General features: G+C 67.7%; 21 protein-coding genes. 13 read left to right on the top strand and 8 right to left on the bottom strand.

Annotation, left to right across the window (positions count from 1 at the left end; translation table 11 throughout):
- Positions 1-3,021: a glycosyl hydrolase family 28-related protein gene (locus tag ABIC35_RS21300; RefSeq protein ID WP_121080084.1), complete on the bottom strand. Its 3,021-nt coding sequence runs from the start codon at positions 3,019-3,021 to the stop codon at positions 1-3.
- A 131-nt stretch (positions 3,022-3,152) separates the two neighbouring features.
- Between ABIC35_RS21300 and ABIC35_RS21295 the strand changes: the two genes are divergently transcribed.
- Positions 3,153-3,704, top strand: a complete 552-nt coding sequence (locus ABIC35_RS21295) for a gluconokinase (protein ID WP_436286794.1) — start codon at positions 3,153-3,155, stop codon at positions 3,702-3,704.
- On the opposite strand, the gene ABIC35_RS21290 is transcribed toward ABIC35_RS21295, so the two are convergent.
- Positions 3,694-4,371 carry a FadR/GntR family transcriptional regulator gene (locus ABIC35_RS21290; RefSeq protein ID WP_121080082.1) on the bottom strand — a complete coding sequence of 226 codons (678 nt, stop codon included), beginning with the start codon at positions 4,369-4,371 and terminating at the stop codon, positions 3,694-3,696. The genes ABIC35_RS21295 and ABIC35_RS21290 overlap by 11 nt on opposite strands.
- 235 nt (positions 4,372-4,606) lie before the next feature.
- On the opposite strand from ABIC35_RS21290, the gene ABIC35_RS21285 reads away from it, so the two are divergent.
- Positions 4,607-4,864: a helix-turn-helix domain-containing protein gene (locus ABIC35_RS21285; protein ID WP_241213516.1), complete on the top strand. Its 258-nt coding sequence runs from the start codon at positions 4,607-4,609 to the stop codon at positions 4,862-4,864.
- Positions 4,865-4,871: 7 nt separating this feature from the next.
- Here the strand turns inward: ABIC35_RS21285 and ABIC35_RS21280 are convergent, their stop codons facing one another.
- Both ABIC35_RS21280 and ABIC35_RS21275 read right to left on the bottom strand, forming a co-directional pair.
- Positions 4,872-5,204: a type II toxin-antitoxin system RelE/ParE family toxin gene (locus ABIC35_RS21280; protein WP_121080080.1), complete on the bottom strand. Its 333-nt coding sequence runs from the start codon at positions 5,202-5,204 to the stop codon at positions 4,872-4,874.
- The gene (locus ABIC35_RS21275) at positions 5,201-5,482 is read right to left on the bottom strand and encodes a type II toxin-antitoxin system Phd/YefM family antitoxin (protein ID WP_121080078.1); all 282 of its coding nucleotides are present in this window, start codon (positions 5,480-5,482) and stop codon (positions 5,201-5,203) included. The genes ABIC35_RS21280 and ABIC35_RS21275 overlap by 4 nt, the downstream gene beginning before the upstream one ends.
- Before the next feature lie 182 nt (positions 5,483-5,664).
- Between ABIC35_RS21275 and ABIC35_RS21270 the strand changes: the two genes are divergently transcribed.
- From ABIC35_RS21270 to ABIC35_RS21245, 6 genes are all read left to right on the top strand, one after another.
- Positions 5,665-6,864 (top strand): AAA family ATPase, encoded by a 1,200-nt coding sequence (locus tag ABIC35_RS21270; RefSeq protein WP_121080076.1) that lies wholly within the window; start codon positions 5,665-5,667, stop codon positions 6,862-6,864.
- Between the two features lie 34 nt (positions 6,865-6,898).
- Entirely contained in the window at positions 6,899-7,981 is a 1,083-nt protein-coding gene (locus ABIC35_RS21265; RefSeq protein WP_121080074.1) for a ParB/RepB/Spo0J family partition protein, read from the top strand.
- Between the two features lie 166 nt (positions 7,982-8,147).
- A complete protein-coding gene (locus ABIC35_RS21260; RefSeq protein WP_121080072.1) occupies positions 8,148-9,314 on the top strand; it encodes a replication initiator protein A in 1,167 nt (388 codons plus the stop codon).
- Between the two features lie 532 nt (positions 9,315-9,846).
- A complete protein-coding gene (locus ABIC35_RS21255; protein WP_121080070.1) occupies positions 9,847-10,080 on the top strand; it encodes a DUF6894 family protein in 234 nt (77 codons plus the stop codon).
- A gap of 174 nt (positions 10,081-10,254) precedes the next feature.
- Positions 10,255-11,475: a M20/M25/M40 family metallo-hydrolase gene (locus tag ABIC35_RS21250; RefSeq protein ID WP_121080255.1), complete on the top strand. Its 1,221-nt coding sequence runs from the start codon at positions 10,255-10,257 to the stop codon at positions 11,473-11,475.
- Entirely contained in the window at positions 11,472-12,239 is a 768-nt protein-coding gene (locus tag ABIC35_RS21245) for a ThuA domain-containing protein (RefSeq protein ID WP_121080069.1), read from the top strand. Before ABIC35_RS21250 ends, ABIC35_RS21245 begins: the two co-directional genes overlap by 4 nt.
- A 6-nt stretch (positions 12,240-12,245) precedes the next feature.
- Here ABIC35_RS21245 and ABIC35_RS21240 read toward each other — a convergent pair whose 3' ends face one another.
- From ABIC35_RS21240 to ABIC35_RS21230, 3 genes are all read right to left on the bottom strand, one after another.
- The gene (locus tag ABIC35_RS21240) at positions 12,246-12,572 is read right to left on the bottom strand and encodes a hypothetical protein (RefSeq protein WP_121080067.1); all 327 of its coding nucleotides are present in this window, start codon (positions 12,570-12,572) and stop codon (positions 12,246-12,248) included.
- 69 nt (positions 12,573-12,641) lie between these two features.
- Positions 12,642-15,836 carry a helicase-related protein gene (locus ABIC35_RS21235; protein WP_121080065.1) on the bottom strand — a complete coding sequence of 1,065 codons (3,195 nt, stop codon included), beginning with the start codon at positions 15,834-15,836 and terminating at the stop codon, positions 12,642-12,644.
- Positions 15,837-15,944: 108 nt separating this feature from the next.
- Positions 15,945-18,833 carry a TonB-dependent receptor domain-containing protein gene (locus ABIC35_RS21230; RefSeq protein WP_183049531.1) on the bottom strand — a complete coding sequence of 963 codons (2,889 nt, stop codon included), beginning with the start codon at positions 18,831-18,833 and terminating at the stop codon, positions 15,945-15,947.
- A gap of 259 nt (positions 18,834-19,092) precedes the next feature.
- Here ABIC35_RS21230 and ABIC35_RS21225 point away from each other — a divergent pair, with 259 nt between their 5' ends.
- The 3 genes from ABIC35_RS21225 to ABIC35_RS21215 are packed head-to-tail and all read left to right on the top strand — an operon-like array spanning position 19,093 to position 22,458.
- The gene (locus tag ABIC35_RS21225; protein ID WP_121080063.1) at positions 19,093-20,016 is read left to right on the top strand and encodes a dihydrodipicolinate synthase family protein; all 924 of its coding nucleotides are present in this window, start codon (positions 19,093-19,095) and stop codon (positions 20,014-20,016) included.
- 8 nt (positions 20,017-20,024) lie between these two features.
- Entirely contained in the window at positions 20,025-21,023 is a 999-nt protein-coding gene (locus ABIC35_RS21220) for a 4-hydroxyproline epimerase (protein WP_121080061.1), read from the top strand.
- A gap of 28 nt (positions 21,024-21,051) precedes the next feature.
- Positions 21,052-22,458, top strand: coding sequence for an amino acid permease (locus ABIC35_RS21215; protein WP_121080059.1), 1,407 nt, complete (start codon positions 21,052-21,054; stop codon positions 22,456-22,458).
- A gap of 4 nt (positions 22,459-22,462) precedes the next feature.
- Here ABIC35_RS21215 and ABIC35_RS21210 read toward each other — a convergent pair whose 3' ends face one another.
- The gene (locus ABIC35_RS21210) at positions 22,463-23,107 is read right to left on the bottom strand and encodes a GntR family transcriptional regulator (protein ID WP_121080057.1); all 645 of its coding nucleotides are present in this window, start codon (positions 23,105-23,107) and stop codon (positions 22,463-22,465) included.
- Positions 23,108-23,235: 128 nt separating this feature from the next.
- On the opposite strand from ABIC35_RS21210, the gene ABIC35_RS21205 reads away from it, so the two are divergent.
- Complete coding sequence (locus ABIC35_RS21205) at positions 23,236-24,462, top strand: NAD(P)/FAD-dependent oxidoreductase (protein ID WP_121080055.1); 1,227 nt, start codon at positions 23,236-23,238, stop codon at positions 24,460-24,462.
- Positions 24,463-24,474: 12 nt separating this feature from the next.
- The gene (locus ABIC35_RS21200) at positions 24,475-25,659 is read left to right on the top strand and encodes a M24 family metallopeptidase (protein WP_121080054.1); all 1,185 of its coding nucleotides are present in this window, start codon (positions 24,475-24,477) and stop codon (positions 25,657-25,659) included.
- Positions 25,660-25,943: the final 284 nt, after the last annotated feature.

Here is a 25,943-nt window from a genome sequence, read left to right as displayed (position 1 = left end):
TCAGGGCCGGGTGGCGTAGAGCGCGTGGTGGGTGAGGATGAACAGGGTGCGCTTGTCCGCCCCGCCGAACAGGATCTGGAGCGGCCGATCGGGCACATCGATCCGCCCGACTTCCTTGCCGTCGGCGCCATAGACGAACACCTGCCCGTTCGCGACATAGACGCGCCCGTCCGGCGCCACCGCGACGCTCTCGCCGCCGCGATTGACGAAGGGCTTGAGGTTGGTCAGCGTGCCCGCCGGTCCCACCGTGCCGGTATAGGTGATGTTCTCCGACCCGTTGGTGACGAACAGCCGCTCGCCCTGCTTGCCGCCGACCAGGCCGTTGGCGTTGAGCGCGTGCGACCAGCGCCAGCCGACATGGTCGATCGGCCCCTGCTGCCACACCCGGAAGGCGGGCAGCGCGACGCTGCCGTCGGGGGAGACATAGGCCTGGGTCTTGGGCTCGCTCGCTTCCTTGGCGAACAGCTCGGCCATGGTGGTGAACTGGTAGGTTTGCTGGTTCAGCTGGTCGCGGAATTCGCCGTTGGCCCACCAGTTGACCGGCAGCAGCGTCTTGGCGCCCGCCCCCGCCCCGATCGGTGTCGGTTCGATGCGGGTCAGTTGGTCGCGCGGCCCGTCGGGATCGATCGAATAGGCCGCGCCCTTGGCGGCCAGCGACGAGAGCACCAGCAGATGCCCCGAGGCATCGACCGCGAGGTTCACCGGATCAAGCGCATGATCGCGGATGATCTCCAGCCCCTTGGCCTCGGTCCAGCGCTGGATCCGCTGGAAGCGGCGATCGATGAAGTAGAGCCGGCCTTGCGCATCCACCGTCGCGCCCGAGATGGAGTAGAAGCCGTCCTCCAGCTTCTCGACCTTGCCGGTGAGCGGCTTCTCCGCCACCTGCCGCTCGACCCCGCCCACGTCCAGCCGCGCGAACTCGCGCTCACGGACCAGTTTCTTGCCGGTCACGTCCTCGATCGCATTGTCGAACGGATATTTGCTGACGCGCAGGAAGGTGCCGCAGCCCTCGTCGTCGCACGCCGCGAAGCCGCTCTCGGCATTCACATGAACGTTGCGGAAGCGGATGTCCGAGGAGTTGAACAGTTTCACCGCGCTCTTTGCCGGGTGGTAACTGCGGGTGACGCGGTAGCCATGGTAATTGGCGAACAGCAGGTTGCGCGAGTTGCGGATCTCGAGCGACACCGCATCAGGGCCGTCGCCCACTTCCTGTTCGGTCTGCGGCGCGAGGAACTCCCAGTTCGCCACATTGTCGAGCACGAACTCGTTGCGGACATGGTGCTCCACCGACATCTCGTAGACATGGCCGGGCGTACTGGTGTTGGTGACGTAGAAGCCGGCCTGGGCGAAGGTGTTGGGGCTCCACACATCGGTGAAGGTGCCGCCGCCATTGTCGGTCACCCAGATGCTCGGATATTGCGCGTCCCACCGGCCTTCGGCCACCGGATCGCCGGTCCGGCCCTGCAGGCTGCCGAGCGGCTTGCCGTCGGCAGTGGGGGTGCCGCCGCCGCCCATGATCTTGACGTCCTGCATCAGGCTGTTCGCGCCCGAGCGCCACAGCACCGCCGAAGCGCGCGGGTTCACCCGGCCGGTGAACAGGCCGAGACCGGAGAGGATGTTGTCGCCCCCCTGCGGCGTCTCCAGGATCGGGATGACGGTGCCGAGCCCGCGATGCGCCGGGTTATCGTCGGGGATATAGAGCTGCGTGGTCGCCGGGTGCAGCCCGATCAGCACGGTATCGGGGCGCAACTTCAGCCGGTCGGTCACCTTGTAGAAGCCGATCGGCAGATAGAGCACGCGGTTGCCGTCGATCGCCTTTTGCAGCGCGGCGGTGTCGTCGGTGGTGCCGTCGCCCTTCACGCCCAGTTTGCGGACATTGACCCACTCGGCCATCGGCGGCAGCGCGCGCACCGCCAGTTCGCGGCGCGCGGGCGCGCTCGCCAGCGGCTGGATCTCCGCCTGGAGGTCGGTCTTCCCCATCTCGCCGAGCCTGGGCACCTTGAGGCCGTAGGAGAAGGCGCCGACACGGTAGGCCCTGCCCTTCCCCGCCACGGTCTTGCCGCTGTCGCGGAAGCGGGCGAAGACCGGGCTGTCGACCGCCACCGCATTGTCGAAGCCGATCTGGGTGAAGGCGCTGTCTTCGTTGGAGATCACCACACCGGCCTTGGACACGCGCTCGAAGCGCACGTCCTTGCCGTACAGCGAGTCCGAATAGCCGCGGTCGATCTCGATCCCCACCGGCGTGTCGCGGATGGCGACATTGACCAGGGTCAGGTCCACCTCATGCTCGCGGATCGCCGCCTCGCGCTGGCCGTCGAACTGCGCGTCGATTAGCGTGAACTGCCAGGCGGGCGAGGTCTTTTCGGTGACGATGCCGTAGCGCCCGCCCTTGAACGCCACCTTCTCGATCACGTTGCCGGCCTGGTAGACCCCGGCGAACGCGCTGCCGAGGCGGAACTCCATGTGGCTGAGAAAGGCATGCTGCGCCATGCGGAAGCGCACGCCCGCCGCCGCCGGATTGCCCTCGGCGATCTCGATGTCGACATTGCTCATCGACGAATAGAAGGTGCCCGAATTGGCGTCGCGGACGACTTTGTCGCGCGGCACGACATTGGGGACCGGCACCGGCACCTTGCCGACGGCATATTGGTCGTCACCGCCGAACACGATCATCGTCGAGACGCCCTGCTGGAATCCCGGCGTGCTCGCGCCGAGCAGGATCGTCGGCCGCGTCGGCCCTACACCGTAGACGCGCACGCCTGCGGGCACGACCAACGTGCGGCTGATGCGGTACCGACCCGAGGGAAGGAAGACGATGCCGTGGCGCGTGGCGTCGCGCGCGTCGTCCAGCGCCTTCTGGATCGCCGCCGTATCGTCGGCCTTGCCGTCGCCGCGCGCTTTCACCGTGACGGCGCGCGGCTCGTCCGGGGCGGTGGGGAACACCGAGGCATGTTGCGCCATTGCCGGCGCGGTGAGCGAGGTCGCGACGAGCAAACCGGCCAGGAAGCAGCGCATATCCATCCCCATTCTAAGCTTAGTTCTTGATTGCATGGGCTAACCTGTTGAAGGTCTAGCGACACCTGCGACCAAGGTCGTAGTTTTCAGCATCGCTGCAGCCTTTCACAAGCGAGGCTGCCCTCTTTTTCGGAGCCCTGCCCATGTCCGACCTGCCTGCCCGATCGCCTGCCGCTGCGGCCGTGATCGTGATGGGGGTCAGCGGCTCCGGCAAATCGACGCTCGGCGCGATGCTCGCCGAGGCGCTGGACTGTGTTTTCCTGGAGGGCGATGCGTTTCACTCGGCGGAGGCGGTGGTGAAGATGCGCGACGGCAACCCGCTCACCGACGCGGACCGCTGGCCGTGGCTCGACCGGATCGGATCGGCGGTGGCGGCATCGATCGACACCTGCGGAGTGTCGGTCGCTGCCTGCTCGGCGCTGCGACGCGTCTATCGCGACCGGCTGCGCGCCGAGATTTCCGGCGCGGTGCAGTTCGTACTGCTCGAGGCCGATCGCGCGCAACTCCTCAAGCGCATGTCGTCGCGGCCGGGCCATTTCATGCCGACCAGCCTGCTCGACAGCCAGCTCGAGACGTTGGAACGACCGCAGCCCGACGAAGGCGTGCTGATCCTGCCCGCGACCCTTCCCCCCGCGACGCTGTGCGACCGCGTTCTCGCCTATTTGGAGCAGCCCGCGCTCAGGGCATGAGCCGGCGACGCCCCTCCCCCAGGTGCCAGCGCATCGCCAGCGCGGCGCGCTCGGGATCCTGGGCGCGGATCGAATCGACGATCACCTCATGCTCGTGGAGCATCACCGCGATCACGTCCGCCGAGCGCGAGCGGGAGATGTCGACGCCTGCCTGCATCACCTTCTCGACATCGGGCCAGAGCGCGTCGAACGCCTGCTGGAAAGCGAGATTGCCGGTGGCGTCCGCGATCGCGCGGTGGAGTTCGCGATCCTCCACATGGGCAGGCGCGCTGGACAGCAGCGCCGCGCGCAGGTCGGCCAGCGCGGCCTCCAGCACTTCCATCTGCTCTGCCGTGCGGCGAACGGCGGCGAGCCGCGCGGCCTCGGTCTCCAGCACGAAGCGCACTTCGTAGCTACCGAGCGTCGCCGGCAGCTCGGCGAGCGGCATGAACGCCGCCAGCCGCTCCGACGGCCGCCCCTTCACGAACGACCCTGCGCCGCGCCGTACTTCGGTGATCCCATCCGAGCCGAGCCGCACCAGCGCCTCGCGGACGATCGCGCGGGAGACGCCGCACATCTCCGCCAGCCGCGCCTCGGAGGGCAGCCGCGCGCCGACCTCGAGATCCTCCGCCTTGATGAGTTCGACGATCGCCGCATAGGCATGATCGGATAGTCGCGGCTGGTTCACCGCTCCGCGCGCCGGGCTGCTGCTGCTGCCATGCCCCTCCCCATGGGCCGCTGGATGTCAGCGGTAACTTATCGGACAGGTTCTAGGCAGAAGCGGGCGAAATTACCAGCCGAAACGATCGATCGGGGGCGCCTGCGCAAATTTCCTCTTGAACCTGTCCTACAAGTTCGCCTACGTTAACGTTAACGAATCTGGAGGCAGTGCCTCACAAAACGGATCGGTTGGGAGGATGGGCATGCAAGCCGCTACTCAAGCACAGCAGGTTGAACGAATCGGCGCCGAGCCTTCGGCACCGCCGCGCCTCACGCCGACGCAGATGCAGGTGCTGCGCTGCGTCCATTCGGGGCTGCTCAACAAGCAGATCGCTTATGAGCTCGGCATGGCCGAGGCGACGGTGAAGGTCCACATGACCGCGGTCATGCGCAAGCTCAACGTCCGCAACCGCACCCAGGCCGCGATCGCCGCCGGCCAGTTCGGCTGGTCGCACGGCTGAGCCCGGCTCAGGCCGAGAGCAGCCGGCGCTCCAGCAGCGCTTGAAAGTCACGGCGCCCGTCGGCGATCAGGAACACGAAGACATGGTCGACGATCACGCGGTAGATCAGTCGATAGGGCGGCGCCACCAATTGGCGGAATTCGCGGATCCCTAGCGCATCGAGTTCGACCGGCACGCTGCCGCGATCGGGAAAGGATTCGAGGCTGTCCACCTTCGCCAACATCGCATCGAGAAACGCCTCGGCCTGTTCGGGCGAACGGTTAGCGGCCATCCAGCCATGGATCTCGGCCAGATCCGTTTCGGCGCCGTCGGTGAGATAGACCGTGTAGCGTCCGCTCATGCGGCGCTATCGGCCTTGCCCTTGCGAAGACGGGCAATGGCATCGCGCGCAGGTGTGGTACGGCCCGCCTCCACATCGCGTGTGCCCAGTGCCATCAGCTTGAGCAGCGCCAGGGTTTCCTGCGTCGCCTGATAGCTCGCGACGTCCTGCAGCACTGCGCGCGCCTCGCCATTCTGGGTAATCACCAGCGGCGCGCCGCCTTCCGCGAGCCCGCGCAACACGTCCGCAGCATTGGCTTTCAAATAGCTGACAGGCTTGACCTGTTCGGTGTAGCGCATCTCGGTCTCCGACCCTTATCGTATCTTTTCAGACCATTATCGGTCCGAATATAGTCCTCATACCCGGTGATAACAATCGTGTGACCCGATAGTTGCGCCGTTTCGGTGCAAAGCTTGCCGGTTTGAACGAAATATGAGATGTATCTCATAACTCTCATTCAACCGCGCGGGGCGAGGCACGAATGCATTCAGACATTGAGCGGATCAGCGAGCTTGCCGACGCCGGCGAGCGCATGATCGAACGATTGCGCCGCAAGGCCTTTCTACCCGAAAGCCGCAAGGGACTCCATGTCCGTTTCGGCATTGCGGAAGCGGCGCAACTGCTGGGCTGCTCCACCAACCGCATCCGCATGGCCGAAGACGATGGCCGCCTCCCCCCGCCCCCGCCCAGCGAAAACGGTCGCCGGCCGGGCTATACTGTCGAGGAGCTGCTCAACATGCGGCAGGTGCTGGGCGCCTCCCCTGCCCGCGCGCCGCTCGATGTGCCGGCGATCATCGCCGTGCAGAACTTCAAGGGCGGCGTCGGCAAGTCGACGGTCACCACGCACCTCGCCCATTATTTCGCGGTACAGGGCTACCGCGTGCTCGTGGTCGATTGCGACAGCCAGGCGACCACCACCACGCTGTTCGGCTTCAACCCGCATTTCAACATCACCCGCGAAGAGACGCTCTACCCCTATCTCTCGATCGACCCCACCCAGGCCGACCTACTCTATGCGGTCAAGAAGACGCCCTGGCCGAATGTCGACCTGATCCCGTCGAACCTCGAGCTGTTCGACGTCGAATATGAGCTGGCCGCCGCCGGCGCCGATGGCGGCTCGATCCTCGCGACACGCTTCCGCAAGCTCAAGGCCGGCTTGAACGATCTCGCCCGTGACTATGACGTGGTGATCCTCGATCCGCCGCCCGCGCTCGGCACGATCAGCCTGGCGGTGATGCAGGCGGCCAACGCGCTGCTGGTGCCGCTGGCGGCGACGACGCCGGATTTCTGCTCCACCGTCCAGTTCCTCTCGATGATGGATCAGGTGCTCCACCAGCTGACCGAGGCGGGCATCGACGTAAGCTACGACTTCGTCCGGCTGATGTGCTCCAAGTTCGACGGCAACGACCCCAGTCATGCGATGGTGCGCCAGATCATGGAGCAGGCATTCGGGCCGGCGCTGCTGCCGGTGCCGATCCTCGAATCGGCTGAGATCAGCCATGCGGCGATGCGGATGATGACGATCTACGAGCTGGATCGCCCGATCGGCACCGCGCGAACCCACAAGCGGTGCAAGGCCAATCTCGACGAGGCGCTCGGCCAGGTCGAGGCGCTGGTCCGGCGCAACTGGGGCCGGGTGGCACCCGCCAGCGAAGAGGATGTCGTCAATGAAGCGGCCTGAGCGCACCGCCGCAACCGGGCAGAAGGGCTGAACCGTGGCACGTACCCAGAAAGACTATCTCGCCGACCTGCTCGCCGAGGAAGCCGCGGCAGAAGCTTCGGCGCCTGCGCCCTCGACGCCTGCCCCCCTCCCCGCCCCGGCGGCCGAGCCGGAGCTGCCGCCCCGCCTCGCCCGCACCCGCGGCACCACCCTGCTCGGCCGCGAGTCGGCGCTGGCCCGGGTCGCGTCGGGCGAGGTGCGCCAGGTCACCCAGCTGCTGCTCGATCCTTCGCGCGTGCGGATCTGGCCGGGCAATGCCCGCGTCTATGCCGATCTCAACGAGGAGAACGTCCGCGAGCTGATCGACTCGATCGTCGCGGAGAACGGCCAGAAGGTCCCCGCCGTGGTCCGCCGGATCGAGGGCGATCCGGCGCATGACTATGAGGTCATCGCCGGCACGCGGCGGCACTTCGCGATCTCCTGGCTGCGCGCACACAGCTATCCCGACATGCAGTTCGTGGCGCAGGTCGCGCAGCTGGACGACGAGGCCGCCTTCCGCCTCGCCGATCTGGAGAACCGCGCGCGCAAGGACGTGTCGGACCTCGAGCGCGCGCGCAACTATGCCGAGGCGCTCAAGGCGCATTACGGCAACCACCTCACCCGCATGGCCGAGCGGCTGAAGCTCTCCAAGGGCTGGCTGTCGAAGATGATCAAGGTGGCGGGCATTCCCGACGCGGTGATCGCCGCCTTCGCCTCCCCCGCCGACGTGCTGCTCAAGCCCGCCTACCCGCTCGCCCAGGCGCTGGACGACAAGGTTGCCGCCAAGGCAATCCTCGCCGAGGCCAAGGCGCTTTCCCGCGAACAGGGCGATCGCCGCGCGAATGGGCATGCGCCGATCGCCGCCGCCGACGTGCTGCGCCGGCTGCTCGCTGCGCCTTCAGGGCCGCAGGTAGCGGACGAGCTGTACCAGTGGGCGATGCCCAGCGGACGCACCGCGCTCAGCGTGCTGTCAGTCAACCGCCAGGGCGTGACCGTCCGCCTCCACGCCGGCTCGGGTGCGAGCCGCGATCACCTCGTCAATGCCTTCCGCGATGCGCTCGACCAGCTCGAGCGCGAAGGCCGCGGGTTGCAGCCATGACCGCGTTTCCCCGGGGAAACAGCGGTGCCGAACCCGGTGACCGTTCCCCCGGGGAAACACCTTCCCCGCGTCACGCTCCCTGCCATCCGATCCGTGTCGCGATCCCGCGATCGCCCTCCGTTTCCCCGGGGAAACGCCCCTCCCCCACCCTGCTTCCAGAGGCTTCATGACCCAGGCCGATCGCCAGTCGATCCCCGAACAGTTCGACCTGTTCCTCCCCTATCTCGCCGACATGCCGCTGCGGGATCAGCGCGAGATGATGGAGCGCCCCTTCTTCAGCCTCGCCAAGACCAAGCGGGTGAAGCCGATCGATTACAAGAGCCCGGACGGCAAGCTTTGGGTCCATGTCTCGGCCAATCCCGATTACGGCATGGCGACGATCTGGGATGCCGACATCCTGATCTACTGCGCCAGCGTGCTCGCCGACATGGCACGGCGCGGGCGCAACGACATCCCGCGCAAGCTCCATTTGATGCCCTACGACCTGCTCCGCGCGATCGGCCGCCCGACCACGGGGCGCGCCTATGAACTGCTCGGCCAGTCGCTCGACCGGCTGGTGGCCACGACGATCAAGACCAACATCCGCGCAGAGAACCGCCGCGAGGCGACGTTCAGCTGGCTCGACGGCTGGACCCAGCTGGTCGACGAACGCACCGAGCGCTCCCGCGGCATGACGATCGAATTGTCGAGCTGGTTCTACGAAGGCGTGCTGATGACCGGCGGGGTGCTGTCGATCGACCGCGCCTATTTCGACCTGACCGGCGGGCGCGAGCGGTGGCTCTACAAGGTCGCGCGCAAGCATGCGGGCGGGGCAGGGGAGGCGGGCTTCGCTATCTCGATGCCGACCCTGTTCGAGAAGTCGGGTGCCGAGGGGCAGTATCGCCGCTTCAAGTTCGAGCTCGCCAAGATCGTCGAACGCGACGAGCTGCCGGGCTACACGCTGTCGCTGGAGACGCCGGCGGGCAAGCGCGAGCCAAGCCTGCGGATGCGACGGCGCGGGGAATGGGAGGTTCGGCCCGCGCCTCCGATCGCACCGGTGGAACCCGCCAAAAAGCCCGACGACACCGCGCCGCAACCGCTAAGCGTCGAGGCGCGCGCGCTGCTCCGGCGGACGGTCACCAGCCTGGCGACGCGTGGTACCAGCGGCATGCTCACCGATGCCACGCTGGAGCAGGCCCGCCGCGAATGCCCCGGCTGGGACTATCAGGACCTGCACCGCCAGTTTCGCGATTGGGTGGAGGCAGATCCGGCGCGGACGCCCGCCAACTATCAGAACGCCTTTCTCGGCTTCGTGCGCCAATGGCACGCTCGAAACAAGCACCAGCTGCGCTGACGCGCCGCGCGGTGCGGCGCCCTATCCGTTCCCGAAGTGTCGGGCGGCGTCGAGGCTCGGGAGAAAGCGTCGCCATTTGGGACGGTGGTTTGAACCACTTTATCCATAGCCGCCCTCCAACTGATTCAACCTCGCGATCCTCAACCCACAAACGCATCATAAATCAGGCAAGCTGCACCGCCTTTCGACCCTTCGGGAACGGCATTCGACCCTTCCGGAACCCTTTATCGACCTTTCGGGAACGGCAATGTCGACTTTTCGGGAACGGATCCTCGACACAATGGGAACGCACCATTTGCGCGAATCGTGGAGTCACCACGATTCGGAGGATCGACGGCGTCGCTTAACTCCGTAACGACTCAAGAAACCCTCTAACCAGGCGTCGAGTCTTCTTCTTTGGATAAGGAGAGAGTAGGGGGATACGGACAGTTCGACACGCCAGCCAAAAAGGCCCAATCGCCGCAACCCAGGCTGCAACAATAATATACATCAACCGTCAGCAACTTGTTGAAGGCATGGGCATTATCCACACATGCCCGCCTACCGCTTCCGCCTCTGCACCCCGGATCACCACCCCCACACTGCCGAGCGTCGCGAACTGCCCGATCTGCGCCAGGCACTCATCGCCGGCCACAGCCTCGCCCGTTCTCTACTGCGGCACCGTAACGGGCGCACGCCGGTACGCGGCAGCCTCGACATCGAAGATGATCGCGACCAGCCCGTTGCCCGCATCCTGCTGGCGGATCTCGCCCGACAGCTTTCGTAAATCGCCCCGACCGGCTTGCCTGCCCCTTGCGGGCGTGGTTTGAAGGGCGCCTGACATAAAGGGGCGCCGGTGACCGATCTGTCTTGCTTCTCCCGCCTTGCCGCGACGTTGGTGCTGAGCACGGCCGCCATCGCCCCTGCCGCCGCGCAGCACCTCTCGCCGGCAGAAACGGCGATGGCCCGGACCGTCGACGCCGACTATGATCGATCGGTCGCGCTGCTCGAAACGCTGGTCAACCAGAACAGCGGGACGCTCAACCTCGCCGGCGTCACCAAGGTCGGCGAACGGGTGCGTGCCGAGCTGGAGCCCCTGGGCTTCACGGTGACCTGGAAGCCGATGGACGCGGTGCAGCGCGCGGGTCATCTGATCGCGGTCCATCGCGGCAAGCCCGGCACCAAGCGCCTGTTGCTGATCGGCCATCTCGATACCGTGTTCGAGCCCGACTCTCCCTTCCAGAAATTCGTCCGCAAGGGTGATCTCGCGGAAGGCCCCGGGGTAGGGGACGACAAGGGCGGCATGGTGGTGATGCTCGCCGCGCTCCGGGCGATGCAGGCCGCCGGCACGCTCAATGCCGCCAATATCGATATCGTGCTGACCGGCGACGAGGAGAAGTCGGGCACTCCGCACAGCATCGCCCGGGCCGACCTGATCGCCGCCGGCAAGCGCGCCGATGCTGCGCTCGATTTCGAGGGATTGGTGATCGACGGCGGGCGCGACATGGGCTCGATCGCGCGGCGGTCGGCGATTGACTGGCGGATCACCGCCACCGGCAAGACCGGGCATAGCTCGCTGATCTTCGGGTCCGAGTTCGGCGACGGCGCGATCAACGAGCTCACGCGCATCCTCGCCGCCTTCCGCAAGGAGCTGCCCGAGCCCAATCTCACCTTCAACACCGGGGTGATCGCCGGCGGTGCGCGCGCCACGATCGACGAGAGCGGCAATGCGACCGCGGGAGGCAAGACCAACATCATCCCCGCGACGGCAATCGCCACCGGCGACTTCCGCACACTCAGCCCCGAGCAGACCGCGCGGGTGAAGGCCAAGATGGAAGCGATCGTCGCCGCGCACGCGCCGGGCACCAGCGCAACGATCGACTTCGGCGAGGGCTATCCGGCGATGGCGCCGACGGAAGGCAACCGCGCGCTGCTGGCGGCACTGAACGGCGTCAACCGCGACCTCGGGCTGCCGGAGATGCCGGCGCTCGATCCGCTCAAGCGCGGGGCAGGGGACATCTCCTTCGTCGCCGCCGATGTCGACAGCCTGGCGGGGCTGGGCACCTACAGCACCGGCGACCATGCCCCGGGCGAGACGGTGGACCTCGCCAGCATCCGCCGCCAGGCCAAGCGCGCGGCAATCCTGATGTCGCGGCTCAGCGCGGAACGCAGCGCGCGATGAAGGCGGTGGTCCGCTTGTTGCTGGCGCTCGCCGCGCTGCTGCTGCCGACGGTGGGGCGGGCCGATGCGCAGTTCACGCTGCTGGTGATCGCGGCGCCCAGCAAATATCATTACGAGTACATCCCCGTCGCCCGCGAAAGCCTGGAAAAGCTCGGCCGGCTCCACGCCTTCGCCGTCGACTGGCGCAAGGATGGCGCGCCGCTCGACGGCGACCTTGCACGCTATGCGGCAATCCTGCTGCTCAACACGCCCGCCGACGAATTCTCCCCTACCCAGCGCGCTGGTCTGGAGCGCTATCTGCAAGGTGGCGGCAATGCGGTGGTGGTGCACCGTGCCGCGATCATACCCACCGGCGTGTGGCCCTGGTACGAGAAGCTGGTCGGGCGGACCTTCGTCAACCACCCGATGATCCAGACTGCCGTCGTGAACGTGCTCGACAAGGGCTTCCCGGCGGCGTTCGGGCTCCCGGACCATTGGCTGTGGAGTGACGAGTTCTACGTGACCAGCAATCCGTTCGACATCGCGATCCACCGCGTGCTCGTCGTGGACGAGGCGAGCTATGATCCCACCCGCATCTGGCCGGGGCAGGTGGGGCACCGGATGGGCAAGGACCATCCCGAGGCCTGGTTCCACCGCTACGAGAAGGGTCGGGTGTTCGTCACCCTGCTCGGCCACGAGGCGGAGATGTACCGCGACGCCCGCTATCTCCAGCACCTGCTGGGCGGCATCACCTGGGCGGCGACAGGACTCGGCGAGCAGCGCTGAGGCAGGTCAGTCGGCGCGCGCCATCCGCCGCGAGGCCAGCACCAGGTTGATCCGGCTGGTCGAGCGATCCTCGACACAGTCCTTCAGCAGGCGCCGCGAGGGCACGCCGTCGGCGACGCATTGCTCGGCAACGCCGCAGGGGATCGCATCGAGGTCGCTGTGCCCCGAGCCGCGCAGGATGCGGCAACTGCGCAGATGCAGGCCGTCCTCGCGCTTGTCGGTCTTCAGGTCGACCTTGATCATGCGCAACTGGCGCGAGACGACGATGATCTCCTCCTCGGCGTTGAACGCCGGGGCGGTCTGGAGCATCAGCAGCAGAACGGGCAGAATCATGGCGCCATTCCTCTCCGGTTTTTGTTTTCTTCGGCCAGCCTAGGCCGGGGGAGGGGGCAGCACAATGCGTCAATCGCCCGCCATCGCCTCCAGCTGCGTTTCGATCCGGGCGAGCCGCACGGCGGGATCGTCGATCCGCTCGGCGAGCAGCAACCGGTCGCCCTTGGCGGTGAGGCCGGCCGCCTTCGCATCGCCGGCGAAATCGGCGCGCGGGGTGAAGGCGATCGCAGCCGGGCCGGCATCGATCCGCGCAATCCGCAGCGCCAGTGCCTGCGCGCGGACACGGGCGATCGCGAGCAAGGTCGTGGCCGCCTCGGGGAGGGCACCGAAACGGTCTTCCAGCTCCGCTTCCAGTGCGTCGATGGCGGGTCCGTCCTCGGCGCGGGCGAGGCGGACGTAGAAGCCGACGCGCAGCTCCTCGTCTGGGATCCACGTATCGGGGAGGCCGCCCTGCAGGCCCAGATGCAGCTCGGGCGTCCAGCGTTCCACCGTCTCGCCGCGTGCAGTGCGCAGCGCGGCCTCAAGGAGATGCTGGTACAGGTCGACGCCGATCAGCTTCATGTGCCCGGCCTGTGCCTCGCCGAGCAGGTCGCCGGCGCCGCGCATGTCGAGATCCTGTGCGCTGATCGCGAAGCCGGCACCGAGCCGATCGAACGCCTCCAGCGTGCGGAGCCGCTTGAGGGTGCGGGCGCCGATCGGCTTGTCCGGTTCGGTGAGCAGCAGCACCTGGCCGCGCCGGCTGCCGCGCCCCACCCGGCCGCGCAGCTGGTGGAGCTGGCTGAGCCCGAAGCGATCGGCGCGGTAGAGTATCATGGTGTTGGCGCGCGGCACGTCGAGCCCCGCCTCGATGATGTTGGTCGCCAGCAGCACGTCGCCGTCGCCGCGACCGAAGCGCACCATAGCCTCGTCGATCTCGGCCGCGGGCATCTTGCCATGGGCCTGCAGCAGTTCGAGTTCGGGCACCAGCCGCGCGATCTTGGCGGCGAGCGGCGCCATATCCTCGATCCGCGGCACGACGACGAAGCTCTGACCGCCTCGGCTGCGTTCGCGGAGCAGCGCTGCGCGCACCATGGCCTCGTCGAACACGCCCACGGCGGTGCGGATTGGCTGGCGGCGGGCAGGGGGCGTTGCGATCACCGAGAGATGCTGGATGCCCACGAGTGCGGCCTGCAGCGTGCGGGGAATCGGCGTGGCGCTGAGTGTCAACACATGCCCCGCGCCGAGCGCGCGCAGCTTGGCCTTGTCCGCGGCGCCGAAACGCTGCTCCTCGTCGATGATGACCAGCGCGAGCTTGGCATAGGCCACGCCCTTGCCGGCGACCGCGCCGGTGCCGATCACCACCTGGATCGAACCGTCGGCGAGCCCCGCCTTGACCCGCTTCTTCTCGGCCGCGCTGGACAGCCGGGAGAGGCCGGCGGCTTCGATGCCGGTGCCCTCAAAACGCTCGGTGAAGGTCTCGAGATGCTGGCGGGCCAGCACGGTCGTAGGGGCGGCGACCGCGACCTGATGCCCGGCGAGCGCCGCGAGGGCGGCCGCACGCAGCGCGACTTCGGTCTTGCCGAAGCCGACATCGCCGATCACCAGACGGTCCATCGGCGTGCCTGCCGCAAGATCGCTGCGCACGGCATCGATCGCGCGGGCCTGGTCGCGCGTTTCGGTATAGGCGAAGCCGGCGACGAACCGCTCATATGCAGCCGCATCGGGGGAAAGAACCGGAGCGGTTAACTTCATGCGTTCTTCTGCGAGTGCGATCATCCCCCGCGCGGTCTCGGCAATGGCGAGATCGATCGCGCCCCGCCGCTTCTGCCAGCTGGAGCCGTCGAGCTTGTCGAGCGCCACCGCATCGGCATCGCCGCCATAGCGCCACAGCCGATCGGCCTCGGCCACCGGCACCAGCCTCACGCCGCCATCGGCATAGGTGAGGGCTATAGCGTCGCCGCCGGCCTCGGTCTCGCCCGGCATCGGCGCGAGGCCGGTGACTTCGGCGATGCCATGATCCTCGTGGACGACGAGGTCGCCCAGACGGATCTCGGTCTGGCCGAACAGCGTAGGGTCGGCGGCGCCGGTCTGCGCGGTGTCGCGCTCTGCTCGGCTGCCGAGCAGGTCGGCGGCGGCAATGGCGAGGATGCCGTCGCGGCGGAAGCCACGGTCGACGGGCGCCTCCAGCAATGCGACGGTTCCCTTCGGCGCGCCCTGCAGCGCGGCCCAGCTCGGCACGTCGTGCAATTCGGTCTTCAGCACGCCCGCGATGCGGCTGCGCAGGAAGCGCAGGTCGCGGGCGCTGCCCAGCACGACGACCCAGTCTTCCGCCGAGAGTGCGTCGCGGGCCACCCGGGCAAAGGCGCGCAGCGGCGCACGCCCCTCGATGAAGCGGGGCGGCGGGTCGCCGGCGGCGGCAAGCGCGAGCGCCGGATGGTCCTTCGCCGCCGTCTGCCATTGTTTGTCGTCCAGCACGTCTCGCAGCGCGCGGCTCGGCCGGCGACGCTGCGAGTCGGCGGCGAGCGCGAGGAATCGCTTGCGGCGATCCTCCGCCGCGGGCTCGATCGCCAGCAGGGCACCGGGCAGATGCGCGGTGAGCGGCACGGCATCCTTGCCGAGCGGCGGTTCCGACACGCGGCCCAGCTCCTGCGCCTCGCAGTCGCCGGTGGTGCGCTGGGTGCCGGGATCATAGCTGCGCAGCGAGAGCACCACGCCGTCGGCGACTTCGATCCTGCGCGGTTCCTCGGCGTCGGCGGGGTAGACGTCGAGCACTTGGCCGCGCAGCGCAACTTCACCGGGCTCGTCAACGCGTTCATCCTCGACATAGCCCGCCTCGACCAGCGTCTCGAACAGCGCGGTCAGGTCGAGGGGCGCGCCGGTGGCGATCCGCGGTGGGGCGGCTTCAAAGGCATTCGGCGGCGGGTAGAGGCGGGCGAGCGCCTCGCCGGTGGTGATGCAGGCGATCCGCGACCGCGTCTCCCCGGCCTGGGCGAGGCGCAAGCGGCGCAGCGCCGCGACGCGTTCGCCGACATTGGCGGGGGAGGCGGGGGCGGCATCGCCGGGCAGTGCGTCGCTGCCGGGGCAGAATACCACGCAGGCCTCGGGGGCCAGTGCGGCCAGTGCCCGCGCGACCGCGATGGCGCGGGGTTCGTCGGCGGCAGCGAAGAACAGGTCGTCCGAGGCCAGCGCCTCGGCCAATAGTGCGGCGGTCTCGCCGGTCGCGAGGGCAGGGGCGGTCTTGGCGGGCGCGATCGCGCGGGCAACGGGATCGCGGGAAGAAGCCATGCGGGAAAAGCCTTTGGAACGAGCGAGCTACCGCTAACGAGCAGGCAGGGCGGCCGTTCCAGAAGGCAGGGGTGGGGCCGGTGGAGGAACACCGGCCCCGAGGAGAGCTCAGAAGGTCAGCGTCGCACCGACGAACAGCGTGCGGCCCATCGGATCATAGACGCCCGGATAGGTGTTGCCGTTGCCGAAGCTGGCCAACACGCCCGAGGCGATCGCCGGCGGCGCCTTGTCGGTCAGGTTGTTGATACCCATGCGGAACTGCAGCTGCTTGGCGGGCACCACGGTCGCGGCGAGGTCGAAATACTCGGTTGCCGGGATCGTGGCGTTGATGATGCTGATCGGACCGGCCTTCTTGAGGAATTCGTTCGACGAGGAGGTCGACAGCGCCGTCTTGGCGAAGTGGCGCCAGGCGAGCGACAGCGTCGCCTTCTCGCCGGGCACGGTCCAGGTCAGGCGCGCGACATGCCGCCAGGTCGGGTTGGGCTGGCCGCAGCTATAGCCATAATAACCCTTGCAGTCATAGCTGCCGAGGCCGGGCAGCGGCTCCTGCACCTGCTGTTCCAGCCAGGTCCCGACGATGTTGGCGTCCAGTTTGCCGAGATTGCCGATCCGCGTCGCATAGGCCGCCGCCACGTCGATGCCCGAGGTGAGCAGATAGCCGGTATTGAGCGTGCTGCCGACGACATAGCCGTTGGTGCCGAACAGCGCGCCCGAGCGCGGATCGCGGTGGAACAGCCCGCAATAATAGGGATCGCCTGTGCTGGTGCACTGGCTGACCACCAGTGACGGCGCGATCGAGCTGATATAGCCGTTCACCTTGATGTGGTAGTAATCGACCGAGAGCGAGAAGCCGCGCAGCTGCTTGGGCGTCAGCACCACCCCGAAGGTGTAGGTGTCGCCCACCTCGGGCTTTACCGCCGGATTGCCGCCATAGGATTGGCTGCAGGTCTCTGCCGGGCACTGGATGATGTGGCCGTACTGCGCATCGCTCACGCCGGTCAGCTTGCAGGCCGCGAGCGACGCGTCAGGCGTCGCGCCGGCGCAGGGATCGGTCAGCGAGACGTTGCCGATGCCGCGCGCGCCGAACAGCTCGCTGATATTGGGCGCGCGGATCGCGCGGTTGTAGCTGGCGCGGAAGCGGGCGCCATCGACTGGCGACCAGGTCAGCTCGGCCTTGTAGGTCCAGGCCTTGTAGTGCGATTCGGTCGCGGTCGAACCCTGGCGGTTGGTATAGTCCGAATAACGCAGGCCGCCGTTCACGGTCAGGTCGTGGAAGAAGGGCTTGTCGGCGATCAGCGGCAGCTCGAGCTCGCCATAGGCTTCGTTGACGGTGATCGAGCCGTCGGCATCGGCGCTGCCGCCCTGCTTGGCGACCTCGTCGGCGGTGAAGTTGAGCGTCTCGCGGCGGCGCTCCAGGCCGACCGCGAGACCCGCACCGCGCGTCGCCCAGGGGCTCTGGATGCCGAAGGTGCCAAGGTCGCCGTTCATGGAGCCCGAGAAGACCTCGAGCGTGTTGCGCGCGGCGGTGCTCGACGGGCTGAACAGGTAGCGCGCCTGATCGGTGGTGATGCCGTCGGCGCGGAAGATGTCGATCGGCACGCAGACCGGATCGGAGCCGTCGATCTTCGAGCGGCAGGTCGGCGTGCCGTTGACCGACACCACGTCCAGCGCGCGCTGCGCCTTCACGTTGTCTACGTTGTTGAGATAGGTCTCGTTGTAGCGCGACAGCGCGTACAAATAGCTGACATCGTAGCTGAAACCGTGGCCGATATCGCCCTTCACGCCGCCGTTATAGCGATAGTCCTGGTGGCGCAGATCGTCGCGGCGCGAATAGGCGCCGTTGAGGCGGTAGCCGATCAGCGTGTCGATCGTCGACGACGTGCCGGCGGCGGGGCCGCACAAGGCGGTTTGCTGGCCCGCGCTCATCAGCGGATTGTTGCAGGGCAGGGTGAAGGTGGTGCCGAGGAACAGTGCCGAGGGCGCGACCTGCGAGAAGGTATGGTCCTTCATCCACATGAAGCTGCCATAGACCTTGGCCACCGGCGCGATCTCGAACGAGGCGCTGCCGCCGGCGGTGTAGCGCTCGTCCGAACGCTGGATGTAGTTGGTCGGCGAGTAGTTGTACGCGTAGCTGTCGTTGTACGGCACCCAACTCTTCGAGCCGTCGCGCGCGTTGGTGAGGTAGCCCAGGTCCTTGCTCGGCCCGTCCAGCGGCGCGAAGGTGCCGTAGGTGGTGTTGCTCGAGCCGCCACAGACCAGCGCGCTGGGGCCGTTGGCGTTGAGCGCGCAGGACGAATAGTCGCGCGTCGCCTGCAGCACCGGATCGGTGTGGCGATAGCCGCCATAGACGGTGACGTTGCCGCGTCCGTCGGCGAAATTCTTGCCGAACGCGCCGTTGATGTCCTGCTTGGCCCCGTCGAACACGTTGCGCGGCGCCAGCTGATAGCCCTTGTCCGAGACCAGGCCGCGGACATAGGCATTGTCGTTGGTGTGCTGCGCGACGCTGGTCTGCGCATCGAGCCGCAGCCCGTCGAGATGGTCGCGCAGGATGAAGTTGACCACGCCCGACATCGCGTCCGAGCCATAGACCGCCGAGGCACCGCCGGTGACGACATCCACCCGCTCGATCAGCGCGGTCGGCACGAAGTTGATGTCCGTCGCCTGCGAGGAGAGGATGCGCTGGCCGTTGATCAGCGTCAGCACCCGGTTGGAGCCGAGGTTGCGCAGGTTGATCTGCGCCGAGCCGTCCGAGCCGTTGGAGACATTCTCGTTGCCGTCGGCGGTAAACTGCGGCAGCCGCGCCAGCATCGTCTCGGCATTGACCGCGCCCTGGTAGCGTACTTCTTGCGCATCGACGCTGGTCAGCGGGCTGTTGCTCTCCAGGTCGGGGCGGCGGATGCGTGTGCCGGTTACGGTGATTTCCGCACGATCGCTGTCGGCCCCCGCCGTGTTGCCTTCTGCCTGCTGCGCGTACGCCGCGCTGGAAACCAGTGCCATGGCGAGCGCACTGAGCGCCGCTCCCGTTCGAATTGTAAGAAAATTACGCATATCCCGCGCACCCCGTTTTTTGAGTCGCGCATATGCAACATGAGAAGCAGAATTCAGTCAAATAAATTATACGATATCGTAACGCTTCGTTGCTGCGCGCGGTTACCCCTTTCGGGATTTGGGAAAATATGCGTTGGTGCATAGCAGCCTTGCGCATTTGCCGCATACGGTATACGAAATCGCCAACCCAGCGGAGGATCGTGTTCTTATGACTGCAGCCAAGACGCTCTGGACCGGCGTCTATCCCGCGGCGACGACTCAGTTCGCCGAGGATCTCTCGATCGACCTCGATGCCACCCAGCGCACGCAGACCGCGCTGGTCGATGATGGCGTCGACGGCCTTATCCTGCTCGGCACCTGCGGCGAGAACAACTCGCTTGAGGCGGACGAGAAGCGCGTCGTGCTCCAGGCCGGCGTCGAGGCGGTGGGCGGCCGGGTGCCGCTGGTCGCCGGCGTCTCCGAATTCACCACCGCGCGCGCGATCCAGTACGCCCGCGATGCCGAGAAGATCGGTGTCGACGCGCTGATGCTGCTGCCGGCGATGGTCTATGTGCCGACCGCCGAAGAGCTCGAAGCCCATTTCCGCGCGGTGGCCGAGGCGACCTCGCTGCCGATCATGCTCTACAACAACCCGCCGGCCTATCGCGTGTCGATCGACACCGCGACGCTGGATCGGCTCACCGATGTGAAGAACATCGTGGCGGTCAAGGAAAGTGCGCCCGATCCGCGCCGCTTCACCGATCTCTTCAACCGCTATGGCGATCGCTACACGCTGATGGCGGGGCTCGACGATGTCGCGCTCGAAGGCATGTTCCTCGGCGCCTCGGGCTGGGTCTCGGGCCTGACCAGCGCCTTCCCCGAAGAGTCGGTGCGGCTGATCGCGGCGTTCAACGAAGGCCGTTACGACGAAGCCCGCGCCATCTACCGCTGGTTCATGCCGCTGCTCCACCTCGATGCCGAGCACGACCTGGTCCAGTCGATCAAGCTTGCCGAGCAGATCATGGGCCGCGGCAGCGAGCGCGTCCGCATGCCCCGCCTGCCGCTCTCGGGTGCCCGCCGCGCCCAGGTGATCGCCTGGGTCGAGGAAGCCGCCGCCACCCGCCCGAGCCAGCGCGCCGCAAAGGCGGCCTGAGGATACCCATGCGCCACACCTTCTTCTGCATCGACGGCCACACCGCGGGAAACCCGGTGCGGCTGGTCGCGGGCGGCGCACCGCTGCTCCGCGGGGGCGACATGCTGGCGCGGCGCGCGGACTTTCTCGAGCGGTTCGACTGGATCCGCACCGGCCTCTGCTTCGAGCCGCGCGGGCATGACATGATGTCGGGCGGGTTCCTCTACCCGCCCACCCGTGACGACGCCGATTGCGGCATCCTGTTCATCGAGACCTCGGGCTGCCTGCCGATGTGCGGGCACGGCACGATCGGGATGGTCACCTTCGGGCTCGAACACGGCCTGATCACCCCCCGCACGCCCGGCCAGCTGCGCATCGAAGTGCCGGCGGGGGTGATCGACATCACCTACGCAATGACGGACGATCGGGTGCGCTGGGTGCGCATCCGCAACGTGCCCGCCTATGTCGCCGCGCGCGGTATCGAGATCGAGGTGCCGGGCTTTGGCCCGCTCCGTATCGACGTCTCCTATGGCGGCAACTATTACGCGATCATCGAGCCGCAGGGGCCCTATACCGGCCTCGACGATCTCGGCGCGTCGCGCATCGTCGAGCTCAGCCGCACCATCCGCGAGCTGGTGCGCGACAAGGTGGAGCCGGTGCATCCGCTCGACGACCGCATCCGCGGGGTGAGCCATGTCCTCTGGGCCGACAAGCCCAAGGGCGAGGGGGCCGATGGCCGCAACGCCGTCTTCTACGGCGAGCGCGCGATCGATCGCAGCCCGTGCGGCACCGGCACCTCGGCGCGGCTCGCGCATCTGGAGCAGCAGGGGCGCCTCGGCGTCGGCGACCGCTTTGTCCATGAAAGCTATATCGGCAGCCGGTTCATCGGCCGGGTCGAGGAAGCGGTGATGGTGGGCGATCGTCCCGGAATCATCCCCTCGATCCAAGGCTCGGCGATCGCGACCGGCTTCAACACCATCTGGATCGAACGCGAGGACCCCTTCTGGGCCGGCTTCTCGGTCGTCTGAACCAAACAACGAAAATATCGGGGGTTGCATGGGATTTTGGGGACCGATCAAGCCGATCGAACGCAGCACGGCTCCTAGCGCGCATCGGCTGCGCCCCACGCTTTCCTGGCCGCACCTGATCGCGCTCGGCGTCGGCGCGATCGTCGGCACCGGCATCTACACGCTGACCGGCGTCGGCGCCGAGCGGGCAGGGCCCGCGGTGATCCTCGCCTTCGTCATCGCCGGTGCGGTCTGCGCCTGCGCCGCGCTCGCCTATGCCGAGCTTGCGACGATGATCCCGGCGGCGGGCAGCGCCTATACCTATAGCTATTCGGTGCTGGGCGAGACGATCGCCTGGGTGGTCGGCTGGAGCCTGATCCTCGAATATTCGCTGGCCTGCTCGGCGGTGGCGGTGGGCTGGTCGGGCTATCTGGTCGGCTGGCTGCAATCGGCGGGGATCCATTTGCCCGCGGTGCTGCTCCAGGGGCCGCATGCCGGCGGCATCGTCAACCTGCCGGCGGTGCTCGTCTCCTTCGCGATCGCCGGCATGCTGATGCTCGGCACCCGCGAGAGCGCGACGCTCAACATCGTGCTGGTTGTGATCAAGCTGGTCGCGCTTGCGGTGTTCGTGGCCCTCGCATTGCCCGGCTTCGATGCGGCGAACTTCCACCCCTTCATGCCCTATGGTTTCGCCAGCCACGCCGACGGCGCGAGCACCCGCGGCGTGATGGCCGCCGCCGCGATCGTGTTCTTCGCCTTTTACGGCTTCGACGCCGTCGCCACCTCGGCCGAGGAAGCCAAGAAGCCGGGCCGCGACCTGACCATCGGCATCGTCGGATCGATGGCCTTGTGCACCACCATCTACATCCTCGTCGCCGTCGCGGCGGTGGGGGCAATGTCCTACACCGCGCTCGGCAACTCGCCCGAGCCACTGGCGCTGGTGCTGCGCACGCTCGGCCATCCCTTTGCCGCCTGGGCGATCGCGGCGGCCGCGCTGGTTGCGCTGCCCTCGGTGATCCTGGTGATGATGTATGGGCAGAGCCGCATCTTCTTCGTGATGGCGCGCGACGGGCTGCTGCCGCGCAGCCTCGCCAAGGTTTCGCCGCGCACCGGTGCGCCGGTGCTGGTGACCGGCATCACCGGGCTGTTCGTCGCCGCCGTTGCGGGATTCCTGCGGCTCGACGAGATTGCCGAACTGGCCAATGCCGGCACGCTGATCGCGTTCATCGCGGTCGGCGTCTGCATGATGCTGCTCCGCCGCCGCGCGCCCGACGCGCCGCGTATCTTCCGCTGCCCGCAACCTTATCTGGTCGGCACGCTGGCGGTGCTCGGCTGCCTTTATTTGCTCTTCTCGCTTCCCGAGAAGACGCTGGTGCGCTTCCTGATTTGGAACGTCGCGGGGCTCGCCGTCTACTTCCTCTATGGCCGCGCGCGCAGCGTGCTGGCGCGCGGCTGAGGGCTCAGCCGTTCAGCTGGCGGCGGAGATCGGTGAGGGTGCCTTCGATATGCGCGCGGGCCAGCGCCCGGGTGCGATCGGCATCGCCGCTTTCCCACGCGGCCATCAGTTCGGCATGTTCCAGATGCGCGCGATCCTCGCGCCCGGCGGGTTCGAGATGCTTGTGGACATAGCGTTCGGCGAGGATCTGCAAGCGCTCGACCAGCTGGGTGGTGAGCAGCCGCCCGCCGGGGCGGACCATCGCGATGTGGAACTCGCGGTTGCGCGCGGCGACTTCGTCGAGATGGTCGTTGGCGGCCAGGTCGAGCGCAGCCAGCGCCTCGCGCGCAGCGGTGCGATCGGCGTCGGTTGCGGAAAGCGCGCCGGCGGCGACGGCATCGGGCTCGATGGCGAGGCGCAGCGCGAAGATCTCCTCCGCCTCCCCCGACGACATCGCGCGGACGAAATAGCCGCGGTTCGCCTGGCCGACGAGCAGTCCTTCCTGCTCCAGCCGCGCCAGCGCCTCGCGCAGCGGGATCTTGCTTACGCCCAGTTGGTTGGCCAGCGCATCCTGGCGGATCGCCTGCTCCACCGGCAGCTTGCCGGAAACGATCTGCTCGCGGACGATCGTGAAGATCTGTTCCGACAGCGTGCGGACGACGATACTCATGTGCTCGGTCTTTCCCTGGAATACCCGCCGTCGGCGCCAGGATTTCCCCGTCCTGAGGGCGCGGCTTGTGGCAGGCGAAACGTACAAATACAGTATACCTGTACCCCAAAATCGGCAAGGCGAAGTTGATGCAGCGCAATATCCTAGTGATCGGCGGGGGCGTTGTCGGGCTGTCGAGCGCGATCGCCCTGGCGCGGTCCGGCTGGTCGGTGCGGCTGGTCGATGCCGATCCCGATCGACGCGCCGCCTCCTGGGGCAATGCCGGGCATATCGCGATCGAGCAGGTGGCACCGCTCGCCTCCTGGGCGACGGTGCGCAGCCTGCCGCGGCGGCGCTTCGGGGCAGGGGGTGCGGTGTCGCTCCCGCCCTCGGCCTGGCGGCACTGGCTGCCCTTCGGACTGCGGCTGCTCGGCGCGGCGCGCCCGAGCGTGTTTGCGCGGGGGCAAGCGACGCTGGGGGGCCTGCTCGCCGAGGCGATGCCCGCCTGGCAGCGGCTGAGCGCCAGCCTCGACACCCCTGATCTTTTGCGTGACCAGGGCCATATCGTCGCCTGGAGCAGCCCTGCATCGGTCGAGGCGGGGCGGCGCGCCTGGGCGTCGGCGGACATCGGCACCGCCGCCTTCCGCGACGCCACCCCCGCCGAACTGCTCCAGCTGCCGGGCAGGGCGATGGCCGGCGCGATCCGCTTCACCAACACCGCGCAGATCAGCGATCTCGGCGTGCTCGACCACGCGCTGCGAGCGGCACTGGTCGCGGCAGGCGGCACGATCCTCTCGGGCCGCGCGACGCTCAGTCTTGCCGGCGGCGAGGCACGGCTGGCGATCGACGGGGTGGCGGTGCCCGATGCGGACCAGCTGCTGGTCGCCGCCGGCGTCGCCTCGGGCCGGGTGCTGGCCCCGCTCGGCCACCGCGTGCCGATTATCGCCGAGCGCGGCTATCATCTCCGCGCCACCGATCGCGACTGGCCTGCCGATCTGCCGCCCCTGGTGTTCGAGGACCGCTCGATGATCGTCACCCGCTATGCTGGCTGCGTGCAGGCGGCGAGCTTCGTCGAGTTCGCCGGCATCGACACGCCGCCGGATCCGGCGAAATGGGAGCGGCTCGAGGCGCACATCACCGCGCTCGGACTGCCGCTGCGCCCGCCCTTCACCCGCTGGAGCGGCGCGCGCCCGACGCTGCCCGATTATCTCCCGGCGATCGGCCGCAGCCGCAAGGCGGGCAACCTTCTCTATGCCTTCGGCCACCAGCATCTCGGCCTCACCCTCGCGGCGATCACCGGCGAACGCGTCGCCGCGCTGGCCGAGGGTAGGGGGGACGACCTCGCCCCCTTCGATCTTCAACGCTTCCACGCATAAGGACGTCTCTCCATGACCATCGGCGGATCCACCGCGGAAACCGAACTCGCCGCGCTCGCCCCCTGGGCCGATCGCGCGCCGGCCATCGCCCTTGCCGAGCGCCGCGACCGCCTCGCGCGCGTGCGCGAGCGTATGGAAGCGATGGGCGCGCAGGCGCTGCTGGTGAATGCCGGCATGTCGCTGCGCTATTTCGCCGGCGTCCCCTGGGGGGCGACCGAGCGGCTGGTCGCGATGCTGCTGCCGCTCCGCGGCGAGCCGATCATGCTCTGCCCGCGCTTCGAACTTGGCTCGCTCACCGCCGACATGGCCTATGACGCGGACATGCGGCTGTGGGAGGAGGACGAGGATCCCTTCGCGCTGCTGGCCGACGCACTGGGCGGCGTCACCACGCTGGCGATCGACCCCGCGCTTCCCTTCCAGATGGCCGAGCGCCTCCGCCGCGCCGCGCCGAGCGTCACCCTGGTCGACGGCGCCCCGGCGATCGACGGCTGCCGCATGCGCAAGTCCCCCGCCGAGATCGCGCTGATGCAGCAGGCCAAGAATATGACGCTGGCGGTCCACCACGCCGCTGCGCGCATCCTGGCGCCCGGCATCACCACTGGCGCGGTGAAGCGCTTCATCGACCAGGCCCATCGTGCGCTCGGCGCCGCGGGATCGAGCTTCTGCATCGTCCAGTTCGGCCACGCGACCGCCTTCCCCCATGGCCTGCCCGGCGAACAGGCGCTGGAGGAGGGCCAGCTGGTACTGATCGACACCGGCTGCACGGTGGAGGGGTATCATTCGGACATCACCCGCACCTATGCCTTCGGCCGCGTCTCCGACGAGGAGCAGGCGATCTGGTCGCTGGAGAAGGAAGCCCAGGCGGCGGCGTTCGATGCGGCGCAGCTAGGCGTCCCTTGCGAGCAGGTCGACGCGGCAGCGCGCACCATCCTCGAAAGGGCAGGGCTTGGCCCCGACTATCGCTTGCCGGGTCTGCCGCATCGCACCGGCCACGGCATCGGCCTGTCGATCCACGAGCCGGCCTATCTGGTGCGGGGGGACAGGACGCCGCTCGACACGGGCATGTGCTTCTCGAACGAGCCGATGATCGTGGTGCCCGATCGCTTCGGCATCCGCCTCGAGGACCATTTCTACATGGCTGAGTCGGGCCCGCGCTGGTTCACCGAGCCGCAAAAGGCGATCGATCGGCTCTCTTGAGCCTGATTCGTCGGTTCTAGCCCCTGATTCGGGGATGATTCGGGGTGATTCGGCTCACATAGGTCATAAAATGGTCATGTGAGCCGCCGCCATGGGCACGCAAGAATGGCGGTTTCCTGCTGGTTTCTGGATCGGTTCCACGCCAAACGACACAAAATTGCAAAACGGTGTTGACGGGTCGGGAGCTCCCGCATAGAAGCCACTCCACCGACGCGGTGCTCCTCACCGGAACGCAGCGACGGTCACCGAAATTCAGGCGCAGCGGCCGCCCCGAGAAAAAGGGG

The sequence above is a fragment of the Sphingomonas trueperi genome (assembly GCF_040545965.1).
GTDB lineage: Bacteria > Pseudomonadota > Alphaproteobacteria > Sphingomonadales > Sphingomonadaceae > Sphingomonas > Sphingomonas trueperi_C.
This window is presented reverse-complemented; position numbering and strand designations above follow the sequence as displayed.